Here is a 19290-nt window from a genome sequence, read left to right on the forward strand (position 1 = left end):
GCCACTCACCTATATAAGAGAGCATTCCCCTTGAAGATCCAGGCGGCCATCACCCGTGCCAAAGACGCGCCGTTCGCCATCGAGCCCATGGAGCTCGCGGCCATCCGGCCCGGCGAAATTCTGGTCCGGCTCACCGGCACCGGCATTTGCCACACGGATCTCGCCATCGTGCATCAGCAATTCGCCATTCCCCTGCCCTTCGTCCTCGGGCACGAGGGCGCCGGCGTGGTCGTGGAAACCGGTTCGGAAGTCGAATCGCTGGCGCCGGGCGATCCGGTGGTACTCACTTTCGAAAGCTGCGGCCGTTGCGACAGTTGTCAGTCCAGTCATCCGGCGTACTGCGATCACTACGCCGCGTTGAACTATGGCCGTGCCCGTAACGACGGCTCGCCGTATTTCATCGATGCGAACGGCAACGCGATCGCCGGTCGTTATCTCGGCCAATCTTCGTTCGCCACCCACGTCATCGCCTCGCCGCGCAACGCGGTCAAAGTCCCGAGAAGCTTGCCGCTCGCAATGGCCTGCGGCATGGGCTGCGGTTTCATGACGGGCGCCGCTGCGGTGCTTGGACTGGAGCGCTGGAACGAGAACGCGACATTCGCCGTGCTGGGCGCGGGTGCGCTGGGTTTCGCAGCGATGTTCACTGCCGGCATCCGCGGCTGCCAGAACATCATCGTCGCCGACCGTCACGAGTCGCGGCTCGCGCTGGCAAAGCAACTCGGCGCAACTACTGTCATCAACACCAGCCACGACGATTTGGCGACCCGACTGACCGAGCTCGGCGGTCTCGACTATTGCATCGACACCACCGGCTTCGCGCCGGTGGTCGAAGTGGCCGCCAAAGCGCTCAAGAAACGCGGCACCCTGGTGCTGCTCGGTGGCAGTCCGCAACGAGTCGCCGCCATCGACGTGGTCGCGCTGATCCAGGGCAAAACCTTGCGCGGCGAGATTTTCGGCGACGCCGATCCGCATCGGCTCATTCCGCAGTTGCTGGAGTGGTACGCGCAAGGCCGCTTCCCGGTGGACAAACTGATTCGCACCTATCCGTTCGATCAAATCAACAGCGCGGCCGCGGACGCCGCGTCGGGCGCGACCATCAAGCCCGTGTTGTTGTTTTGAGCCTCGCCCGCACGATTTTCCGGAGATGTCATGAGCAGCATGCAGATCGACTTCAGCCAGGCCAAGCACCTGGGCAACAAGCTGCTGGAGCAGCTCGATGAGCTGCGCGAGCAAGCGCCGATTTACTGGAGCGACAAACAGAACGCCTGGATCGTCACCGGCCACGAGCCGGTGATCGAAGCGTTCCGCGGCGAGCTGCCGCTGTCCGCCAATCGCCTGCCGCGCATCTTTTCGTTCATGCCCGATCCCGCCGAGCGCGAGCGTCGCATTCCATACGTGATGCAGACCTTCAGCCGCATGCTGCTGAATCTCGATCCGCCGGAGCAGCCTCGCCTGCGTCAGCTGCTGATGAAGGCGTTCAATCGTCACGTCGCGGAATTCTACCGTCCGTACGCACGCGAGGTGATCGCCGATGCGCTGGACGACGCACAGAAACAGGGTGAGTTCGATTTCATCGAAACCGTGGCCCGCAAGATTCCCTCGCGCGTGATCGTACGACTCATGGGATTGACCGACGACTACATTCCTCGCCTGCGCTACTGGGCCTGGGCGACGCTGTCCGGTGCCGGCGGTGGCGGCACGACCAAGGACATTCTCGACGAGACGGAGAAAGCATTTCACGAAATGCGCGCCGCGTTCATGGCCGAAATCGAGAAACGCCGCGGCAGTACCGCCAACGACTTCATCTCCTCGCTGCTGTCGGCGCAGGTCAACGGCGAGAAGCTGACCGATGAAGAAATCGTCGCCACTTGCATCATGTCGCTCATCGCCGGCCACGACACCACTGGCAACACCATCGGTCTCGGCTCGCTGACGCTGGCGCGCGATCCCAAACTCTGGAATGAACTGCGGGGCGTCGCGCCCGAGGAACAGCTCAACGCGATCATGGAATTGCAGCGGGTCATCGGCATGTCCACCACCCAAGGCCGCGTGGTGTCGAGCGACTTCAGCTGGCGGGGCCACGACTTCAAGCAGGGTCAGATCGTGTATCTGATGGTCGCCAGCGCCAATCGCGATCCCAAGGTCTTCGACCAGCCGCTGCAGGTCGATCTGCAACGCTCACAACAGCACAATGCGACGTTCGGTCCGGGCTTGCATCATTGCATCGGCCATCTGCTCGCGAAAATGCAGCTGACCGAATTCTTCCCGGCCCTGGTCCAACGCTTCGACGGCATGGACATTCTCGACGACCAGCTCGATTGGGGCACGATGATCGGTTTCCGCGGACTGCAATCGCTGCACGTTCGCGTGCATCCGCGCACCGTTCGCGAAGCCGCCGTCAACTGAGGAACGTCGCCGTGGATCTGAGTCTCAAAGGCAAAACCGCCATCGTCACCGGCGCTGGTCGTGGCATCGGCGCGGCAATCGCGCTCGGCATGGCTCGCGCCGGCGCCAACGTCGTCGTCTGCTCCCGCAATCAGGATCAGCTCGACCGGATGGCCGCGCAGATCGAGCAACTTGGCACCAAGGCACTCGCCATCGCGACGGACATGAGCAGTCCGGACAGTGTTCGCGCGATGGTCGAGCGCACGCTGCAGACGTTTGGTCACATCGATGTGCTCGTCAGCAATGCCGCGGGCAGCAGTGTCATCGCCCCGATCGAGAAAGTACCGCTGGTCGACTGGCGCGCCCTGCAGGCCGTCAATGTCGAAGGCACGGTATCGCTGTTGCAAGCTGCCGGGCCTCACATGCTCGAGCGCGGCTCGGGCAGCGTCATCATCGTCTCCAGCACCTTGGGCATGAACGGCAATCCCAACTCCAGCGCCTATGGCGCATCGAAGGCGGCGCTCAATCACCTCACTAAAACCGTGGCCGCCGAATGGGGTTCACGCGGCGTGCGGGTCAATGGCTTGCTGCCGGGCCCGACAGCGACGGAGCGCGTCAAAGCGGTCACCGACGATCCCGCGAAATATCAGGCGATCGCGGCGTTGATGCCACTCGGGCGCTGGCCCACCGGCGAAGACATGGTCGGCCCCGCTTTGTTTCTTGCCAGCGAAGCTGCCGCTTTCGTCACCGGCCAATTGCTGGTGGTCGATGGCGGCTTGAGCGCGGTGTGCAGGGAGGCCGGTCAAGCCGTCGCCGCCAGGCGTGCTTGAGGAACGACTCGCATGGCGCCTGGCTGCGCGCAGCCTTGCGCAGCTCGGTCACTGATCCGCATCCGTAGGAGTTGTCATGTTGTTTCGAGATAAAGTTGCGCTGGTCACCGGCGGCGCCTCAGGCATCGGTCGAGCCACTGCCCTCGCCTTCGCACGCGAAGGCGCCAGAGTCGTCGTGGCGGATATCGCCGAAGCCGGCGGACGCGAAACCGTCAAAGCCATTGGCGAACAAGGCGGCGAGGCGCTGTTTCAGCGCGCCGACATGCTGAAGCCCGCTGACATTCGGGAAATGGTGGCCGCCACCGTCGCGCGCTTCGGCCGGCTCGACTGCGCCTTCAACAACGCCGGCCATCGTGGCGGCTCCACCAACGTGGTCGATTGCACCGAGCAGGAATGGGACATGGTGCTCGGGCTGAATCTCAAAGCGATCTGGCTGTGCATGAAGTACCAGATCCCCGAGATGTTGAAAGTGGGCGGCGGCGCCATCGTCAACACCTCGTCCGGCCTCGGCAACTTCGCCGCGCCATTGACGGCGTCCTATTCAACCTCGAAACACGCCGTCATCGGGTTGACCCGCTCGGCCGCGGTGGACTTCGGACCGAAGAACATTCGTATCAACGCGTTGTTGCCGGGCGCGACCGACACGCCGATGCTGGCGCCGGCCGCGCAGGGCTCGAATCTGAAATTGCAGGACATGGCGAACCGCATTCCATTGCGTCGTCTGGGCACGGCGGAAGATCAGGCCGAGGCGGTGATCTGGCTATGCTCGGAACGCGCCGCGTTCACTCACGGCTTGTCCTTGATCTGCGATGGTGGGCTGTCGGTACTGCGCTGACCAGCACCGGCCAGGGTCGTTATCGCTCGTCGCGATAACGGCCCAAGGTTGCGAACAAGATCGCGGCGACGATCGATCCAGCGGCACCCGCCAGCAGCCACGCATCGAACGAGCCAGTGGATCTCAGCAATGCACCGGCGACCGCCGCACCCGCGGCGAGCCCCAGCGCCAGCGCCGAATAGATCCAGCCGAAGATTTCGGAGAACGACTTCAAGCCGAAGTAGCGACCGGCGATGTAAGCGCACAGATCGCCCTCCGCTCCCGACGCCACGCCCAGCGCGGCGGCCGCAATGACGATGGCCACCGATCCTTGCGCAAAGTCGAACAACAGCAGCGCGCACGCGGTGAATGTAAACAAGATGCCGCCGACTACCGTGCCATGCAGCCGATCCAGCGCTGCACCGACCGCGAGTCGGCCGACGATGATGGCGATTCCGTAGATCGACGCGGCCGACACGATCACTGAAGCATCGATGCCTTTGCGCGCTAGCAGATCGGGCAGGTTGACGTGCGTGCCGATGATGGCCGAGGACACCAGGATCACGCCCACGAGCATCGCCCAGAACTGCCGCGTTCTGAGCGCCTCACGCAACGTCATGCCGTCTTCCGCCTTGGCCGCCGCCGCGACGGTTCGCGGACGCTCTCGTAACAGCAACGCAGCCGGCAGGATCACCGCCAACGCCAGTAAACCCAGCGCGACATAGCCGCCCCGCCAGGTGTATTTCTCCACGATGGGCGGCAACATGAAAGGCAACACCGCCGCTGAGATGCCAGGGCCCGACATCATCACGCCCAATGCAAGCCCGCGAGCACGATCGAACCACGAGCTCACTACTCGCGCATACACAGCGTAAGTCGTGCCGCTGCCACCGACGGCCAGCAGGAAATAGCCGGTGTACAACACCCACAGCGGCCCGTTGAGACGACTGATGGCGAGCAACCCCAACGCATACAGCACGATCGAGGGCAGGATGATGCGACGGGCGCCGAAGCGATCGCACAGCCGGCCCGCGATCGGCCCCATCAACGCCAGGCCCGCGACGAGGAAGCTCGCCGCGGTCGTGACATCGGTGCGCTGCCAGCCGAACTCCCCGGCCAACGAGCCGGAGAGAAACGGCAGGCTGTACACCGACAACCCGATCATGCCGACCGCGCAGCCGACCATCGCGGTCAACAGCAGCGCAATGCCTTGCTTGATCTCGGCGATCGCGCCGGCACGATGCTCCGCCGCGTTCGCCCCTTCACTCACCGTATCGAACGGTTGCCTGGCTGCCGACATGGGACTTTAGAAATTCACCGAGAGTGACACGCCGTAAGTACGCGGTGCGCCGGGAGCGCCGATGGGCGGCTGATTGTTCGCGGTCTGCATCTGATTGTAGTACTCCTCATCGAGCAGGTTCTTGGCCCACAGGCGCACACGATAAGCATCGTTCGGCGCCGACCAGGACACTTCGGCGTTCACCAGCGAGTAGCTCGGCTGTCGCAACTGGTTGTCCGGCTCGAAGTACAGGCCGTCGTTGAAATAGTAACCGACGTTGAAGCCCAACTCGCCGGCCGCGAGCGGCTGACGATAGTCGACCGCGGCGTTGAAGGTAAACTCCGGCGTGCGTTGCAGATTGTTGCCGCTCACGTCGAGGATGGTCTGCGCGCCCAGCCCGGTCACCGGGTTGGTGACGAAGGACACGGCGTTGTCGAACTTGACGTACTCGCTCTTCAACGCCGACGCGCCCGCCATCAGCGTCCAGCCGGAGCCGATCGACGCTTCCATCTCGACTTCCAGGCCGTACACCTCCGCGTCCGCCGCGTTTTGCAGCTGGGTCGCGGTGCCAGTGAAGCGAGTGAGCTGCAGATCGGTGTAGTCGTAGTAGAACGCGGCCACGTTCAAGCGCATCGAGTGGTCGAACAGCTCGCTCTTCAGGCCGGTCTCGTACGCAATGATTTTCTCGGGGCTCACCGCCGGCTGAGTCGGCGTCGTCGCGTTGAACAGGCCGCTCTTGAAGCCGGTGTTCACGCTCACGTACGCGAGGATGTCGTCAGTCAGCTTGTAGTCGAGCGCGGCCCGGAAGGTCGGCTCATCGAAGTCTTCGTCGGTATCCACGGTCGACAACAGCGCCAACGCGGTGCGCACCGTGCCTTCCACTTTCTTCTGGTCCAACGTGTAACGCGCGCCCAGCGTCAGGCTGGTGCGGTCGCCGAGCGGGAAGGTCGCCTGCGCGAAGGCCGAGTAGCTGTCGGTCAGCAAGGACACGTCGATCTGCTGATACAAGGCAGCGCCGAGCGCCACGTTGTTGATCTGCAGCGGATGCACGCCGTCGTCGGCATGGAAGTAGTAGAGACCCGCGATCCATTGAATGGTGCTGTCGGCCGGCGACAGGACCTGGAATTCTTCGCTGAAAGTCTCCGCTTCCTGCTTGTCGTAACGCGCCGAGGAACGATTGCCGGGCGTGGTGTCGAGATCGAGCAGCGTCAAACGCGACAGCTTGCGGGCGGCCGCGATGTTGACGAAGCGCAGACCGCCATTGTCGTACTCGGTTCGCAGCGCCACGCCGCCGCCTTCGATCTCGTCGATCACCGGCGAGTTGGTCTGCGAATCATAAATGTTGCCGTTGAACGAGATCGAACCGAGCGCCGCCGGCGTGGTCGGCAAACCGGGCAGCATCTGCCGTGCCGAGCCGAGATCCGATTTGATCTTGTTGTAGTCCGCCGTCGCCGTGATTCGCCAGGCCTCCGAGGGTTCCCACAACCATTTGGTGCGCAGGTTCAGATCGTCGCGGAAATTCACATCGACGTTACGGAAGGTATCGCGGCCCCAGCCCTCGCCCTGATCGTTGTAGTTCACCGAGAAATCCGCAGCCAGCGTGTCGCTGAAGCCGCCCGTGACATAGGCGCTCGCGGAGGTGGTGTCGTAGTTGCCGTAGCCGACCGACGCTTTGCCGCTGAGATCGTGCGAAGGGTCTCTGGTCACCACTTGCAGCAGGCCGCCCGTGGTATTCCGGCCGAACAGCGTGCCCTGTGGACCCTTCAACACTTCGATGTGATCCACGTTGTTGAAGGAGGACAGGTCGGAGACCATCGTGGCGTAGTACACGCCATCGACATAGAAGCCGACGTTCGGCTCCTGGCCCGGATTGGTGCTGTTATTACCGACGCCGCGCAGATACAACAGGCCGGTCGAGATGCTGCGCGAGACATTCAGGCCAGGAATGGCGACGTTCAAATCGTCGGTCGTGCGGATACCGCGCGCCTCGACCATGGCGCCGGTCACGGCGGTCACCGCGATCGGCACGTCCTGCAGATTCTGTTCGCGACGCTGCGCGGTCACGATCACTTGCTCCAGGCCACCCGTGGCCACGTCCTGCTCCGATGCCGTTTCCGTCTGCGCCATGACCCCACCGACCCACAGGCCCGGCAGCAATGCGATGGCAGAAGCGCTGAGATAGCGGCGCGGGCTGGACAGCGCGCGGCCTGAAGTAATAGCAGTCATGGACCCCCCGGTCTGAATATCGGACCCGGACACACCAGCGCCCGGGGCGCGGGAACCTAATGACTGGTCCCCGATTAATCGAATGATACCCCGGTATATCGGGATCTAGTCAACCCATTTTCCGTCACCGGCCGGGCGATACCCTACCAATGAGAATGGCTCTCGCCCCGCCGGCCTTTGGAATGGGGTGGGTTTATGCGCCACGAATATTCGTGGCACAATCCAATAGCCCGTGATTGTCAGAGCGCGGGCGACACTGCTCAACGAGGGGGTTTTGCCATATGTCCGCCGCCGCCGCACACCATGAACTGCTCACCGACGTCGCCGTCGGCAAACCCATGAATCAGACCTTGAGCCGTTACTGGTGGCCTATTGCCTTGTCATCGGACTTCCCGACGCCCGACAGCGATCCCCGCCGCATCACTCTATTGTCGCGCGACTTTGTTGCCTTCCGTGATACCGCCGGCCGCATCGGCTTGCTCGATGAGCGCTGCTGTCATCGCTCCGCCTCGCTGTGTCTCGGACGCGTCCAGGAAGGCGGCATCCGTTGCATCTATCACGGTTGGAAATTCGACGTCGAAGGCCGTGTGCTGGAGATCCCGACCGTCAAGGATCCGAAAGTGAAGGACCTGCGCCGTCAGGGTTCTTATCCCACCCGCGAGGCCGGCGGGTTGATCTGGGCTTATATCGGACCGGCGGAGCTCGCGCCCGCCTTCCCTCACCATCCGTTCTTCGATGTGCCCGAGAGTCATCGCTTCGCGGAGATCGTGGTGGCCTCGGCGAACTTCACGCGCACCATCGAAGGCGTGCTCGATTCTTCTCACGTCGGCATCCTGCATCAAGATGTAGCGAGCCCCGAAATCCTCAACGATCTCGCGCCCGCCATCGAAGTGGCCGACACGGACTACGGCTTTTGTTACGCGGCACTTCGTCAGGCAGTGAGCGCCGAAGGCCGCCCCGAAATCGTCGCGCGCATCACCGCGTTCGCCCTGCCCACCGCCGTCTACGTCAATGCCTCGCAAAAGGTGCTGCTGATTTCGGTGCCGGTGCACAGCGACCGCACGCATTTCGTGATGATCTTCTGGGATCCGGACAAGGCGCTCGGCGTCGGCGAGGAACGCGAGCGTCTGCGCAAGTTCTATGGCATCGACGATGCCGGCATGGATTACTGGGGCCTGGGCCGCGACCGTCACGATCTGCCCGGCCGTCCGAATCGCGACAACAACTATCTGCAGGACCGGGCCGCCATGCGCGCCGGCAAAACCTTCTCCGGCATGCATCGTTTCATTCCGGAGGATTTCGGGGTCGCCGCCTCGATGGGACCGATCGCCGACCAGCCGCGTCAGAATCTGGTGCATTCGGATATCGCCATCATCAAGATGCGACGACTGCTGGCCGAGAATGCCAAGCAGGTGGCGGCGGGCAACGAGCCCGCGGGTTTGCGACCGGCGCTGTATCCGGCTTCCATCACCGGCCGGATCGCCACCGACCAGCCCTGGACGACGCTGCTCAAGGAGAGCTTCGTCGCCAAGAACACCGCGGCGAGTGAAGCTTGATGTCGAGCATTGCTGCCGATGTGAAGGTCGTCGACCTCGCAGTGGGCTTGTCCGCTGCGGTGATCGTCAAATCGTTGACCGACAACGGCGCGCAGGTGACACGCATCGCGCCGCCTGGCGGCGATCCCTTCGCCACAGTGTATCCAGCTTATGAGGCGCTCAAAGGCGGGGCGCGCTCACTGTCAGCCGAAGTCATCGATGCGCAACTCGCCGATGCAGATGTTTGTTTGATCGGCGGCGAGGACCATCCAGGACTGAGCTGGCGCTTCGATGCCGAGGCGCTGCAGGCAAAGTTCCCACGGCTGGTGATCGTGCAACTCAGCGGCTATGCGCTCGATCCTTCGCGCCCCGCCGTCGATTTGCTCGTGCAGGCGCGCACCGGACTGGTTCACGAACAACTCAACGATCAACCGGTGCAGTTCGCCGTGGCGTTGCCGAGCTATGGCGCGGCACTCAGCGGGCTGATCGGCTTGTGGGCCGCGCTGATCGAGCGCGAGCGCAGCGGCCTGGGGCAGATCGTCCGCACCAGCATGCAACGCGGCCTGGCACTGTTCTGGTCGCAGATCTGGATGGAAGCCGAGCGCGCCGATGCACTGTTCGACAAGTTGCCACCCAAGGATGTGCAACATCTCATCTTCGAATGCGCCGACGGCGATTACATTCATTTCGTTCTCGGCGTGCCGAACGCGCTGGCCAAGCTCTATGCCGTGCTCGGCATCGACATCGCCGTCGATCCGAACGAACGCGGCATTCCCACGCTCGCTCGCGGCCCGCAAAGCTACTTCGCCGATCGCTCCATCATCGAGCCCTTCATCAAACGTCGCCAGCGCGCCGAGCTCGTGGCGGCATTGAATGAAGCGGGCCTCGCCGCCGAACCCGTGCTGATGCCGGGCGAAGCGTGGTCGCTCCCGCAAGTGCAGGCGAGCGGTCTGCTCTCACAACGAGAAGATGGCTCGACGCTGATGGGCAACCCATTGCGCTTCGAGCAGGTATCGACGCCCAGCGCGGGGGCTGAGCTTTCGCCGTCGAACGCGGCCGGCGCACTGGCGGGCCTGCGCATCGTGGACTTCGGCAACTTCATCGCCGGCCCCTACGCCTCCAAGCTGCTCGCCGATCTGGGCGCGGACGTGATTCGAGTCGAGCCACCGACCAGCCTCGCCGCGCTCACGGGCATGAGAAACACGGTGGTCGCCAATCGCGGCAAGCGCAGCATCGTCATCGATATGAAATCGGCGGAAGGCCTCGAGCTGGCGCACCGGCTCTGCGCCTCCGCCGATGTCAGCACTCACAACTTCCGTCTCGGCGTCGATGCGCGACTCGGCATCGACCCGGCGAGCCTGCGCCGGATTCGGGCCAATATCGTCACCCTCGCCACCACCGGTTACGGCTCGATCGGACCGAAAGCGAAGGATGCCGGCTGGGACATGGTGATGCAGGCCCTGTGCGGCCATGAAGCGCGAGCCGGCGGCAAGAACAATCGACCAATGTGGTATCGCTCGGCGTATGTCGATTTCGCCACGGGCGCGCTCGGCGCGATTGCCATTCTCATGGCAGTCTATTCGCGGCTGCGACATCACACTGCGACGGCGGCGGAAAACAGCCTGCTGGGCACATCGCTGTTCCTGATGTCCGAGCTGCTGCTAACACCCGACCGGCAATTCGTCGGCGCACCGTTGCTGAACTCACAGCGCACGGGCTTTCATCCCACCGAGCAGCTGTATCGCACTCGTGACGGCTGGATCGCGATTGCCGCTCGCGGCGAGACGATGTCGGCAACGCTGGCCCGCACTTTCGAGCTGCAACCGGCACCTGCCACGCGCGCCGAGTGGAACGAACACTCTGCGGCCCAACTGGCAGATCGTTTGTCGTCGCTCAGCAGCGCCGAAGCAGTGGCGCGGCTGGAATCGGCGGGCGTTTGGGTGGAACGCTGCAATCCGGCATCGTGGCAGACATTACGGGACGATCCCAGAGCACGCGCAGCCGGCCTCGTCGTCGAAGCGCAGGACAGCGCTTATGGACGCGTCCTCTCAACGTTTGGTCCCGTGGTCACGTTCTCGCGCTCGCGCGCTCCGGGCGCGCTGCGTTCATCGCCGGCACATGGCGAGCACTCGCGAGAAATTCTTGCCGAGCTGGGCGTGGCCGCCGAGCAGATCGAGTCGCTGCTCGCGAACGGAACGGTGCGCTGAGCTATTTGGATCTCGGCGCGCTTTCGGGCAGCGCCGAGATCCGGCCGACACCGCCATCGACGGGAATGACGGTCCCGGTGACGTAGCCGGCGAGATCCGACAATAGAAACAACACGACACCGGCAATATCGGCCGGCGTTCCTGCGCGACGCAGGGGAACGGCCTGTTCGATGCGCGCCAGCGTCTCCGGCGAGATCGGCACCACGCCGGAAGAAACGATTCTGCCCGGCGACACCACGTTGAAACGGACTTTGCCCGGACCGAACTCGTGCGCGGCCGCGGCGGCGAGCTTGTTGACGGCGGCCTTGCCGACCCCATACAGCGCGATGTTGAGCGTACTGACTTCAGCGGCCAGCGAACCGACGAAAACCACCGAGCCACCGCCTCGCGCGGCCAGGCGGGGCGCCGCCAGCTGCGTTACGAGAATCGCCGGGCGCAGCGTCAGATCGAGCTGCCGCTGCGTCTGTTCATCGTCCAACGCAGCGATCGCGCCGGGCATCGGCACTCCCACGACATTGACGACGCCGGCAAACGACCCACCAAACTGTCTTTCGGCCTGAGCGAACACAGCCTCCATGTCGGCGCGATCGGTAACGTTCGCGGCCGCGGCGATGCCACCGAACCTGGCTGCGGCAGCCTCCGCAACCTCCTTCTTGGAATCCACGCACAGCAGCTTCGCGCCCGCTTGCGACAAGGCCGCGCACACCGCCGATCCGATGCCAGCACCGACGCCGAGCACGACGAAGCCGCGACCGGTCAGTTGCTGCCGGGCCAGATAATCGATGGTCGCGGCGTCGTTGCTCATCAGAAAGGCTCGCAGTAAGGGCGAATGTCCATCTCGTGCGTCCACGCATGGCGCGGCTGCGTGAGCACCTGCCAGAACGTTTCGGCGATCGAATCGATGTTCACCATGCCATCCTCGGGCCGCTTGTCCTTGGCGTGCGGGAACGCGTTGTTGAGACGATCGCCATCGATGGGTCCGTGCACGATGATATTCGCGACGTGAATGTTCTTCGGACCATACTCTCGCGCAAAAGCTTGCGCGATGGCGCGCTGCCCGAACTTCGCCGACGCATAAGCGGTCAGCTTCGGACGACCGATGACACCGGAAATGGAGCCGGTGAACAACAGCACGCCGCCGTTACGCTCCAACATCAGGCGCGTTGCCTCGCGGGCCACGATGAAACTGCCGAGGCAGTTGGTCCGCCACACATCCTCGAAGAACTTGGTGTCCATTTCGAGCGGATTCGGCCGCCACTGACTGCCGCCGGCATTATAGATCGCGGTGTGCAAACCGCCTTCACGGCGCACGATATCCAGCGCGGGCTGTAAACCTTCGTCCGTACCTGCATCGGCGGGCGCGGCGATCGCCACACCGCCGCGATCGGTGACATCGCGCACGATTGCATCGACCTTCTCGGGCGTGCGGCCGGTGACGACGACCTTCATGCCGGCATCCGCCAGTCGACGCACGATGGCGCCGCCCGTGCCCTGAATGGCACCGACGCCCACCACCCACGCGAGGCTGCCCTTCGGCGGCGCCCCACCATCCAACGGCCACTGTCTCGACTCACTCATAGCTTGCTCTCGGTAAATGTGTCACGGCAATTCGTGACTGTTCACGAATCACCGAAATCGTCACAGCGCGGACTGCTGCGTCTTCGGCGTGTTCACCACCAGCCCATCGAGCTCCTGCGTGACTCGAATCTGGCAACTCAGCCGCGAAGTGGGCCCCACCTCGCTCGCGAACTGCAACATATTCTTTTCCATGTCGCTCGGCGGACCGACCTTGGCCATCCACTCCTGGTCCACCAGCACGTGACAGGTGGCGCAGGCACAGGCGCCGCCGCATTCGGCATCGATGCCGGCCACACTGTTGTGGATCGCCCCTTCCATCACCGTCAGCCCTTCCTTGATCTCCAGCGTGCGCTTGAGACCCTCATAACTCACATACGTGATTTTCGGCATACCCCAACCTCTGATCAGGCCGCCACGTCGCGCACGGGCACCGTGGCATCGGCCAGCTTTTCACGAACGATGGCGGTGCGACGGGCGATCAGCATGCGCCCGACCATGAAGTCGGCGGGCGCGTTGACCGCTTCGACGGCTTCGATCTGCTCGCCGCGCAAATGGAATATCGAGAAGCTGCGCGCTGACAGGTCGCCGCGGATCACAATCTCATCGCAGTCGAATGCCATGCCCGCGATCTGCAGCTTCAGGTCGTACTGATCCGACCAGAACCACGGCAGCTCAGCTTGCGGTGCCGGCGCGCCACAGATGGCTGCGGCCGCCTGCTTGGCCTGCTCCAAGGCATTGGGCACGCTCTCCAGTCGGATCTGGCGGTCGTAGCGCTGCGACGGTCGACGTGTGACATCGCCGATGGCGTAAATATTTGGATCGGCGGTGCGTGCGTGCTGATCGACCACGACACCGTCCGCACAAGGCAAATCGCAGGCCCGAGCGAGCTCGTCGTTGGGAATCGCGCCAACGCCGACAATGGCGATGTCACATTCGATGACGCGTCCGTCGCTCAAGCGAACGCCACGCACCTGCGTCTCGCCGATGAATTCCGCGACTTCGGCGCTCAACTCGAAGCGAACCCCGTTGGCTTGGTGCACGCCGCTGAAGAATTCGGACAACTTGCCGCAGGCCACGCGAGCCAGAATGCGCTGCTCCCGCTCGACCACCACCACCTGCGCGCCGAGCGCACGCGATGACGCCGCGGTTTCCAGACCGACATAGCCGCCGCCGATGATTGCGATTCTGGACTCGGGACGGATCAGCGCCTTGAGCCGATCGGCATCGGCCAGCGTTCTGAGCATCAGCACGTTGGACAACGTCGCGCCGGGAATCGAGAGCTGGCGCGCACGAGCGCCCGTTGCAATCACCAATTGCTCATAGGGCACAGCGACGCCGTCGGATAGCCGAACCTGTCGGCCGCCGCGATCGATCGATTGCACGCGCGCCGCCAGATACAGAGTCACATCGTTGTCCGCATACCAGCTCGCTGGCCGCAGGGTGAGGCTTTCCAGACTCGCCTCCCCCTTGAGCCAGGCCTTGGACAAAGGCGGCCGTTGATAAGGCAGCACCGGCTCGTCGCCGACGATCGTAATGGGCAGCCGATAGCCGCTTCGTCGCAGCTCGAACGCCGCGCTCGCGCCCCCGTGCCCACCCCCGATGATGACAACGCTCATTGTCGAATAGGTATTCGCTATCCAGCTTGGCTCGCAGGTTACTACGATTTGCCGGATAGTACAACGATATGCCGTTGTCTCGACTGGCTCAGCCCGCGATCAGATTCCTCACGAGCTCGCGCACGTCGTCGGCTCCATCGATCGCCCATACTCGCGCGAGAGCGGCGTCGGTACTGGCCTCACCCAAGGCCGGCACACAGAAGTTGCGGAACTTGTTGGCAAGGTCGGCGTCGCTGCACTTTGTGTCGGCGCTGTACGGATCGCCTTTGGAATATTCCACGCGTGCCGAGTAATCGCCGCGACTCGTGACGATCCTCAATGAGCTCGGCATTCGCGCGTTGTGACCGAGAGCGCGCAAGTCGGCCGCTGCGATCGCCGCCGCCGTGGGCTCGAGCGCCACCGTCACCTTCTTCATAAAACGTTTGATTCGCTCATCGGCCCGCGCCTCCGGCGTATGCCAGGAGGGGCCAGGCGGTCCCGCGTAAGCGGCCGCCGCCAGCAGATACGGCGCACTGAAGCAGGCATCGACCATGGTCACGACGTTCGGATCGTCCATGTGTTTCGCGAGCGCCGCGCCATGCAACCCAATATCGATCCGCTCGATCTCATCGACCTCGATGCCGTGACGACGGCACAAGTCATAAAACATATCGATGGCGGCGTTGAGGAACCGGCAGCCCGGATACACTTTGTAGATCACTTCTTCGACGGCCCAGCGCTCGCCGAGCCGCGCCGTCAATGCATCCCAGTTGCAACCCAACGAGCCGACGACGCGCCAGAATCCCTGCTCTCCATCGAGCACGCCGCGCTCCGCCGTGAACCCTCCTTGCGCAAGCAACGCGGCGACCACACCCGACTCCGCAGTCGTGCCATACATCGCATATTTGGTCATGGGCCGCGGCAACACCCGGCCGAATTGTGAGGACGCGGGCAACGGCGCCGACGCAGCAGTGATGCCGAACGCATGCAGCATCTGTTCGCGATTCAAACCGAGCAGACGACCGGCGCACACCGTCGAAGCAAAGGCGATACAGCTATAGCCGCTGACGGGACCGAACTGAAACTTGCCCTCCTCGGTCACGATCAGCGATCGCAGAGACATCGCGATGCGCCCGGCGACTTCATAACCAACGATCACGGCGGACAGAAAATCGCGACCGCTGCTGCCCATCCGTTCGGCGATCGCGAGCGCCGGCGCGACCGCGGCGGCGGCAATATGCGCCTTGTAATGCAACGTATCGTCGGCATCGATGGCGTTGCCGATATGCGAGTTCACGTAACTCGCGAGGGCGGCAGGCAAGCGCTCGCCGCTCACGAGTACCGTCGCTTCGGGACTGCCACCGTACGCAGCGATGACTCGTCTCACGATACGGCTCGAAGGCATGTCGTGACCGGCGACAGCACAGCCCAATGTGTCCAGGATCAACTGTTTGCCGGCGTGCACGGCGCCCGGCGGCAACTGATCGAAACTGACCTGGCAGGCGAAGTCGGCGAGCGTCTCGGTGTAATTCATCGCCGACCGAAATCTATCTGGCGCCGCGCGCTCTGGCTCCGGCGGCGGCGCGCTTGACGACGGAACCGGCCGGAGATTGCGCGCTCAGTCCTTTGCCTTCGAACACCATCTGCTGCGCCTCTTTGAGCTGCTTCAGATAGGCATTCTTGTTCGAGACGAAACGATCCGACGGCCCGACCATCGCCAGCCCCACCAACCGAGGCCCGATCCAACCATGCACGGCGAACGAGGACACGCCCTGTCGTCCTTCGCCGACCGCCTGGTAGTACCCGAGCTTCTGATGTGCCTTGATCTCTTTTTCCAATTGCTCGGGGCTGGTCTTGGTCGCTTCGGTCAAGGCACGCAAGGGCTTCAACCGCAGCACGCGATCCCGCTCCTCATCGTCCAGGCCGCCGAGCAGCGCCTTGCCGATCGCGGTCGCATGGATGGACACCCGGTCGCCCGGCAACACCACATAGCGCAAGCGATGGCTTCCCTCGCTGACCGCGACGATGCGCACTTCGGTATCGTCGATCTCGCCGAAGAAGCAGGTTTCGCTCGATTGCCCGCTCAGCAGCGCGGTCGCCTCGGTGCCGATCATCAATACCTCATCGTATTCGGCGATCGATTTGGCGATTTCGATCAGACGCCCGGTGGGGTAAAAGCGCTTGGTGCTGACCGTGCGACTGACGTAGCCCAGCTCATGCAGCGTGTTGAGCAGATCCGAGCAACTGCTCTCTGGCAAATCCAGCAGCCGGGCCAGCTCCGACTTGAGCAGCTCGCGCTTCTCCCGGGCAAACACCTCGAATACCGCCAAGGTGCGCGCCGCCGCCGGTACGGTGGTCGTACCACCTGAAGTCTGAGCCATGATCCTTCCTTTTTGGGTGACGCCGCCCCGCCGAGGCTCGACAGGGGCTCCGGTATCCTGGAGCATTCTACGACAAATCGTAATGATGGCGTCAATTCAGCGCCAAACCCGCCTGAGGCCGGTATTCGAGCCCACCCGGCAGCAACGGCCTATCGTAAAGCCCGGCGCATGATCGATTGGCAGTCATCGCTACTTGAATACCATTCACAAGGTATCTTTGTAGCGCGGCCACCAAAAATACTAGAATGCGCGAGCCTCTTTTCCGATGACGCGCGCTTTGAACAACCCTCCCCAACCCGGCCCGGTATTGAACGATGTCAGCGCGCACTGCCGGGCTTTGTGGCAACCGCCCGGCATGGCGGTGGGGCTGTGCACCCCTGCCGGCCTGATCTGGTCGCGCTGTGTCGGGGAGCGCCGCCTGGGCTCGGGGCTGCCGATCGACGAGCACACCGTGTTCGCGCTCGCCTCCGGCACCAAGACATTCGCCGCGGCCTCCATCGCACATCTCATCGGCGCGAACCAGATCGACTGGGACACGCGTGCCATCGATATCGACCCGAGCTTCGATGCGGGCGACACGCGCGTGACCGAACTGCTGACGTTGAGAGACTTGGCATGTCATCGCGTCGGCTGGACCTCATCGGAGGGACGCCATCGAGGAGCGGCGTCGACCCGCGCCGATCTGGTCCGACGTCTGCGTCACCATGGGTTTCGACATCCGTTTCGCCAGAACTTCGCATACTGCACCGACGGTTTCAGCGTGCTCGGTCATCTGGTGGACATCGCGACCGGCATGTCGTGGGAAGACTATGCGCAAACCAACCTGCTCGCACCGCTGGGGATGAATCGCACTTCTTTCTCGGTCGTCGACGCGGAAAGCTCGGGGAATGCCGCTCAGCCCCATCTGCAACTTCTCGATGGCGAGCGCGTGGCCACGCCCTGGTACTACGAAGACCATGTCGCGACGCCGGCCGGCGGTGCCAACTCCTGTCTTGCCGACCTGAGCAAATGGCTGGGCGCCTGGCTTGCAAACACGCACGCCGCGACGCCATGGCCCGTGAATCAGACCGCCATCATGCAAACACCCCAGATCGCCGACGCCGGACCATTCGCCGATAAAGAGCTGTCGTGCGCGGTCGGCGAGGATCTGACGGACGAAGCCTATGCGCTCGGCTGGTACACGCATCGCTATCGCGGCGAACGAATATTCCATCACACCGGCTCGATCCGGGGCTTTCGCTCCATGATCGCCCTGCTTCCCGAACGGCAACTGGGCTTCATTGCGCTCGTCAATGCGGACGACATCTATCTGCCGCGCGCATTGTTTCAAGCAACGCTGGATGGATTGCAGGGTGCGGATCCGCTGCGTTGGACGGCAAGATTCCATGAGCTCGAGCGAGCCTGGCATGCAACCAACGCGGGACGATATCGTCGCGATAGCGACACTCGGCTCGCGACCAATGGCGAGTGCCTCAGCAAAGTCGCCGGCGCTCAGCAAACGGCCGGCACCGAGCTCATCGGCAGCTACGATGACGACGGCCGCTTCGGCCGGGTCACCATCTCCAGGAGCGATCAGGGGCTGATGTTTCGGGCCGGCGGACTCCAGTACCGAATCGTCGCGACCGGCAACGACCGGTTTGTCTGCGAGCAACCTTGCGGCCCACTCGTGATCGATCAAGGTCAGCTGCAGGTCGACCGCGACAATGCGCGACGCATCGCCGGCTTCGCCTACCAGAACGCGACTTTCAAACGAACGGCTTGAGGTCCGCCACCGACGCCTGCAATAAATTCGCGAGCGAAACGAAGTCGAGTACCGGCAGCCCGGTCTCGGCGCGGATGCGCGGGCTGAATGGGCACAGCGCCGAACATTCGAGCAGGATGCCACCCAGTGTTGGCGTATCGGTGACCAGTCGCCGAATCAGCAGCATCAAATCGTCGCCGATGGCTTGCAGCGGCAATTCCGGCTCGGGCCGGCTCAGCTCGTGCCAGGTCCGCGTGCCATCCAGGCCAAGGATCTTCAGCCGCGATACATCGCTCGCGGACACACCTGACATTTCGAGCAGCGCCGGATCGAGCTTGTGCCGATCGAAGGTGATGACGCCGACCGCGCGCTCGGTCGACACGAGCCGTAGCAACAGCGGTAACAACAACAAACTCGACGTTGCCACCGGCACCTGCAGGCGGCGCGCGATCTCGGATTGGTAGGCGACGTTGAATCCGCACGTGGTCAGCAGCGCCTTGATTCCCTGCTCCTGCAGCCGCTCGCCTTGCCGCACATAGTCCGCGGCCACCGCCGGATCGCGATTCAAAATCCGATCCGCGAACGCAGTGGCGGCGCCGGCATAGACGACCGGGTAAGCAAACGTTCCGGGATGACCGAGATGACCCGGATGGCGCAGCGGCTTGTTGGCCATCTCGACGATACCCAGAGCCGCCTGCGCCATCGATTCGGTCATGACT

Annotated in this window: 16 protein-coding genes; 7 read left to right on the plus strand and 9 right to left on the minus strand. The window is 63.5% G+C overall.

Annotated features, from left to right (window positions below):
* Positions 1-30 precede the first annotated feature (30 nt).
* From EKO19_RS21015 to EKO19_RS21030, 4 genes are all read left to right on the plus strand, one after another.
* Positions 31-1119: an NAD(P)-dependent alcohol dehydrogenase gene (locus EKO19_RS21015; protein ID WP_129778388.1), complete on the plus strand. Its 1089-nt coding sequence runs from the start codon at positions 31-33 to the stop codon at positions 1117-1119.
* Between the two features lie 30 nt (positions 1120-1149).
* The gene (locus tag EKO19_RS21020; protein WP_129778389.1) at positions 1150-2406 is read left to right on the plus strand and encodes a cytochrome P450; all 1257 of its coding nucleotides are present in this window, start codon (positions 1150-1152) and stop codon (positions 2404-2406) included.
* Positions 2407-2417: 11 nt separating this feature from the next.
* A complete protein-coding gene (locus EKO19_RS21025; protein WP_157995370.1) occupies positions 2418-3215 on the plus strand; it encodes an SDR family NAD(P)-dependent oxidoreductase in 798 nt (265 codons plus the stop codon).
* Between the two features lie 76 nt (positions 3216-3291).
* Positions 3292-4050: a glucose 1-dehydrogenase gene (locus EKO19_RS21030; protein ID WP_129778391.1), complete on the plus strand. Its 759-nt coding sequence runs from the start codon at positions 3292-3294 to the stop codon at positions 4048-4050.
* Between the two features lie 19 nt (positions 4051-4069).
* On the opposite strand, the gene EKO19_RS21035 is transcribed toward EKO19_RS21030, so the two are convergent.
* On the minus strand, positions 4070-5329 hold the full coding sequence (locus EKO19_RS21035; RefSeq protein ID WP_129778392.1) for an MFS transporter: 1260 nt from the start codon (positions 5327-5329) through the stop codon (positions 4070-4072).
* A 6-nt stretch (positions 5330-5335) separates the two neighbouring features.
* Positions 5336-7534, minus strand: a complete 2199-nt coding sequence (locus tag EKO19_RS21040) for a TonB-dependent receptor (RefSeq protein WP_129778393.1) — start codon at positions 7532-7534, stop codon at positions 5336-5338.
* 281 nt (positions 7535-7815) lie between these two features.
* Between EKO19_RS21040 and EKO19_RS21045 the strand changes: the two genes are divergently transcribed.
* A complete protein-coding gene (locus EKO19_RS21045; RefSeq protein WP_129778394.1) occupies positions 7816-9090 on the plus strand; it encodes a Rieske 2Fe-2S domain-containing protein in 1275 nt (424 codons plus the stop codon).
* Entirely contained in the window at positions 9090-11276 is a 2187-nt protein-coding gene (locus EKO19_RS21050) for a CoA transferase (RefSeq protein WP_129778395.1), read from the plus strand. Before EKO19_RS21045 ends, EKO19_RS21050 begins: the two co-directional genes overlap by 1 nt.
* A 1-nt stretch (position 11277) precedes the next feature.
* On the opposite strand, the gene EKO19_RS21055 is transcribed toward EKO19_RS21050, so the two are convergent.
* The 6 genes from EKO19_RS21055 to EKO19_RS21080 form a co-directional block, all read right to left on the minus strand.
* Positions 11278-12081 carry an SDR family NAD(P)-dependent oxidoreductase gene (locus tag EKO19_RS21055; RefSeq protein ID WP_129778396.1) on the minus strand — a complete coding sequence of 268 codons (804 nt, stop codon included), beginning with the start codon at positions 12079-12081 and terminating at the stop codon, positions 11278-11280.
* Positions 12081-12854, minus strand: a complete 774-nt coding sequence (locus EKO19_RS21060; protein WP_129778397.1) for an SDR family NAD(P)-dependent oxidoreductase — start codon at positions 12852-12854, stop codon at positions 12081-12083. Before EKO19_RS21060 ends, EKO19_RS21055 begins: the two co-directional genes overlap by 1 nt.
* A 60-nt stretch (positions 12855-12914) precedes the next feature.
* Complete coding sequence (locus EKO19_RS21065) at positions 12915-13244, minus strand: 2Fe-2S iron-sulfur cluster-binding protein (RefSeq protein ID WP_129778398.1); 330 nt, start codon at positions 13242-13244, stop codon at positions 12915-12917.
* 14 nt (positions 13245-13258) lie between these two features.
* Positions 13259-14470: an NAD(P)/FAD-dependent oxidoreductase gene (locus EKO19_RS21070; protein WP_129778399.1), complete on the minus strand. Its 1212-nt coding sequence runs from the start codon at positions 14468-14470 to the stop codon at positions 13259-13261.
* Between the two features lie 88 nt (positions 14471-14558).
* The gene (locus EKO19_RS21075) at positions 14559-15983 is read right to left on the minus strand and encodes an MmgE/PrpD family protein (RefSeq protein ID WP_129778400.1); all 1425 of its coding nucleotides are present in this window, start codon (positions 15981-15983) and stop codon (positions 14559-14561) included.
* Between the two features lie 13 nt (positions 15984-15996).
* Positions 15997-16830 carry an IclR family transcriptional regulator gene (locus EKO19_RS21080; protein WP_129778401.1) on the minus strand — a complete coding sequence of 278 codons (834 nt, stop codon included), beginning with the start codon at positions 16828-16830 and terminating at the stop codon, positions 15997-15999.
* 277 nt (positions 16831-17107) lie between these two features.
* Here EKO19_RS21080 and EKO19_RS21085 point away from each other — a divergent pair, with 277 nt between their 5' ends.
* Positions 17108-18592, plus strand: coding sequence for a serine hydrolase domain-containing protein (locus EKO19_RS21085; RefSeq protein ID WP_217705495.1), 1485 nt, complete (start codon positions 17108-17110; stop codon positions 18590-18592).
* Here the strand turns inward: EKO19_RS21085 and EKO19_RS21090 are convergent.
* Positions 18576-19286 carry an aspartate/glutamate racemase family protein gene (locus EKO19_RS21090; protein WP_129778403.1) on the minus strand — a complete coding sequence of 237 codons (711 nt, stop codon included), beginning with the start codon at positions 19284-19286 and terminating at the stop codon, positions 18576-18578. The two genes, EKO19_RS21085 and EKO19_RS21090, sit on opposite strands and share 17 nt — an antisense overlap.
* Between the last annotated feature and the right edge of the window lie 4 nt (positions 19287-19290).

Source organism: Peristeroidobacter soli (assembly GCF_004138485.1).
Lineage (GTDB): Bacteria > Pseudomonadota > Gammaproteobacteria > Steroidobacterales > Steroidobacteraceae > Steroidobacter > Steroidobacter soli.

What these genes read in the sequence shown, in the direction of transcription:
- EKO19_RS21020 (WP_129778389.1), top strand. Translation starts at nt 1,150, where the DNA reads ATGAGCAGCATGCAGATCGACTTCAGCCAGGCCAAGCACCTGGGCAAC.
- EKO19_RS21060 (WP_129778397.1), bottom strand. Translation starts at nt 12,854, where the DNA reads ATGAGTGAGTCGAGACAGTGGCCGTTGGATGGTGGGGCGCCGCCGAAG.
- EKO19_RS21070 (WP_129778399.1), bottom strand. Translation starts at nt 14,470, where the DNA reads ATGAGCGTTGTCATCATCGGGGGTGGGCACGGGGGCGCGAGCGCGGCG.
- EKO19_RS21065 (WP_129778398.1), bottom strand. Translation starts at nt 13,244, where the DNA reads ATGCCGAAAATCACGTATGTGAGTTATGAGGGTCTCAAGCGCACGCTG.
- EKO19_RS21055 (WP_129778396.1), bottom strand. Translation starts at nt 12,081, where the DNA reads ATGAGCAACGACGCCGCGACCATCGATTATCTGGCCCGGCAGCAACTG.
- EKO19_RS21035 (WP_129778392.1), bottom strand. Translation starts at nt 5,329, where the DNA reads ATGTCGGCAGCCAGGCAACCGTTCGATACGGTGAGTGAAGGGGCGAAC.
- EKO19_RS21080 (WP_129778401.1), bottom strand. Translation starts at nt 16,830, where the DNA reads ATGGCTCAGACTTCAGGTGGTACGACCACCGTACCGGCGGCGGCGCGC.
- EKO19_RS21075 (WP_129778400.1), bottom strand. Translation starts at nt 15,983, where the DNA reads ATGAATTACACCGAGACGCTCGCCGACTTCGCCTGCCAGGTCAGTTTC.
- EKO19_RS21040 (WP_129778393.1), bottom strand. Translation starts at nt 7,534, where the DNA reads ATGACTGCTATTACTTCAGGCCGCGCGCTGTCCAGCCCGCGCCGCTAT.
- EKO19_RS21045 (WP_129778394.1), top strand. Translation starts at nt 7,816, where the DNA reads ATGTCCGCCGCCGCCGCACACCATGAACTGCTCACCGACGTCGCCGTC.
- EKO19_RS21030 (WP_129778391.1), top strand. Translation starts at nt 3,292, where the DNA reads ATGTTGTTTCGAGATAAAGTTGCGCTGGTCACCGGCGGCGCCTCAGGC.
- EKO19_RS21050 (WP_129778395.1), top strand. Translation starts at nt 9,090, where the DNA reads ATGTCGAGCATTGCTGCCGATGTGAAGGTCGTCGACCTCGCAGTGGGC.
- EKO19_RS21090 (WP_129778403.1), bottom strand. Translation starts at nt 19,286, where the DNA reads ATGACCGAATCGATGGCGCAGGCGGCTCTGGGTATCGTCGAGATGGCC.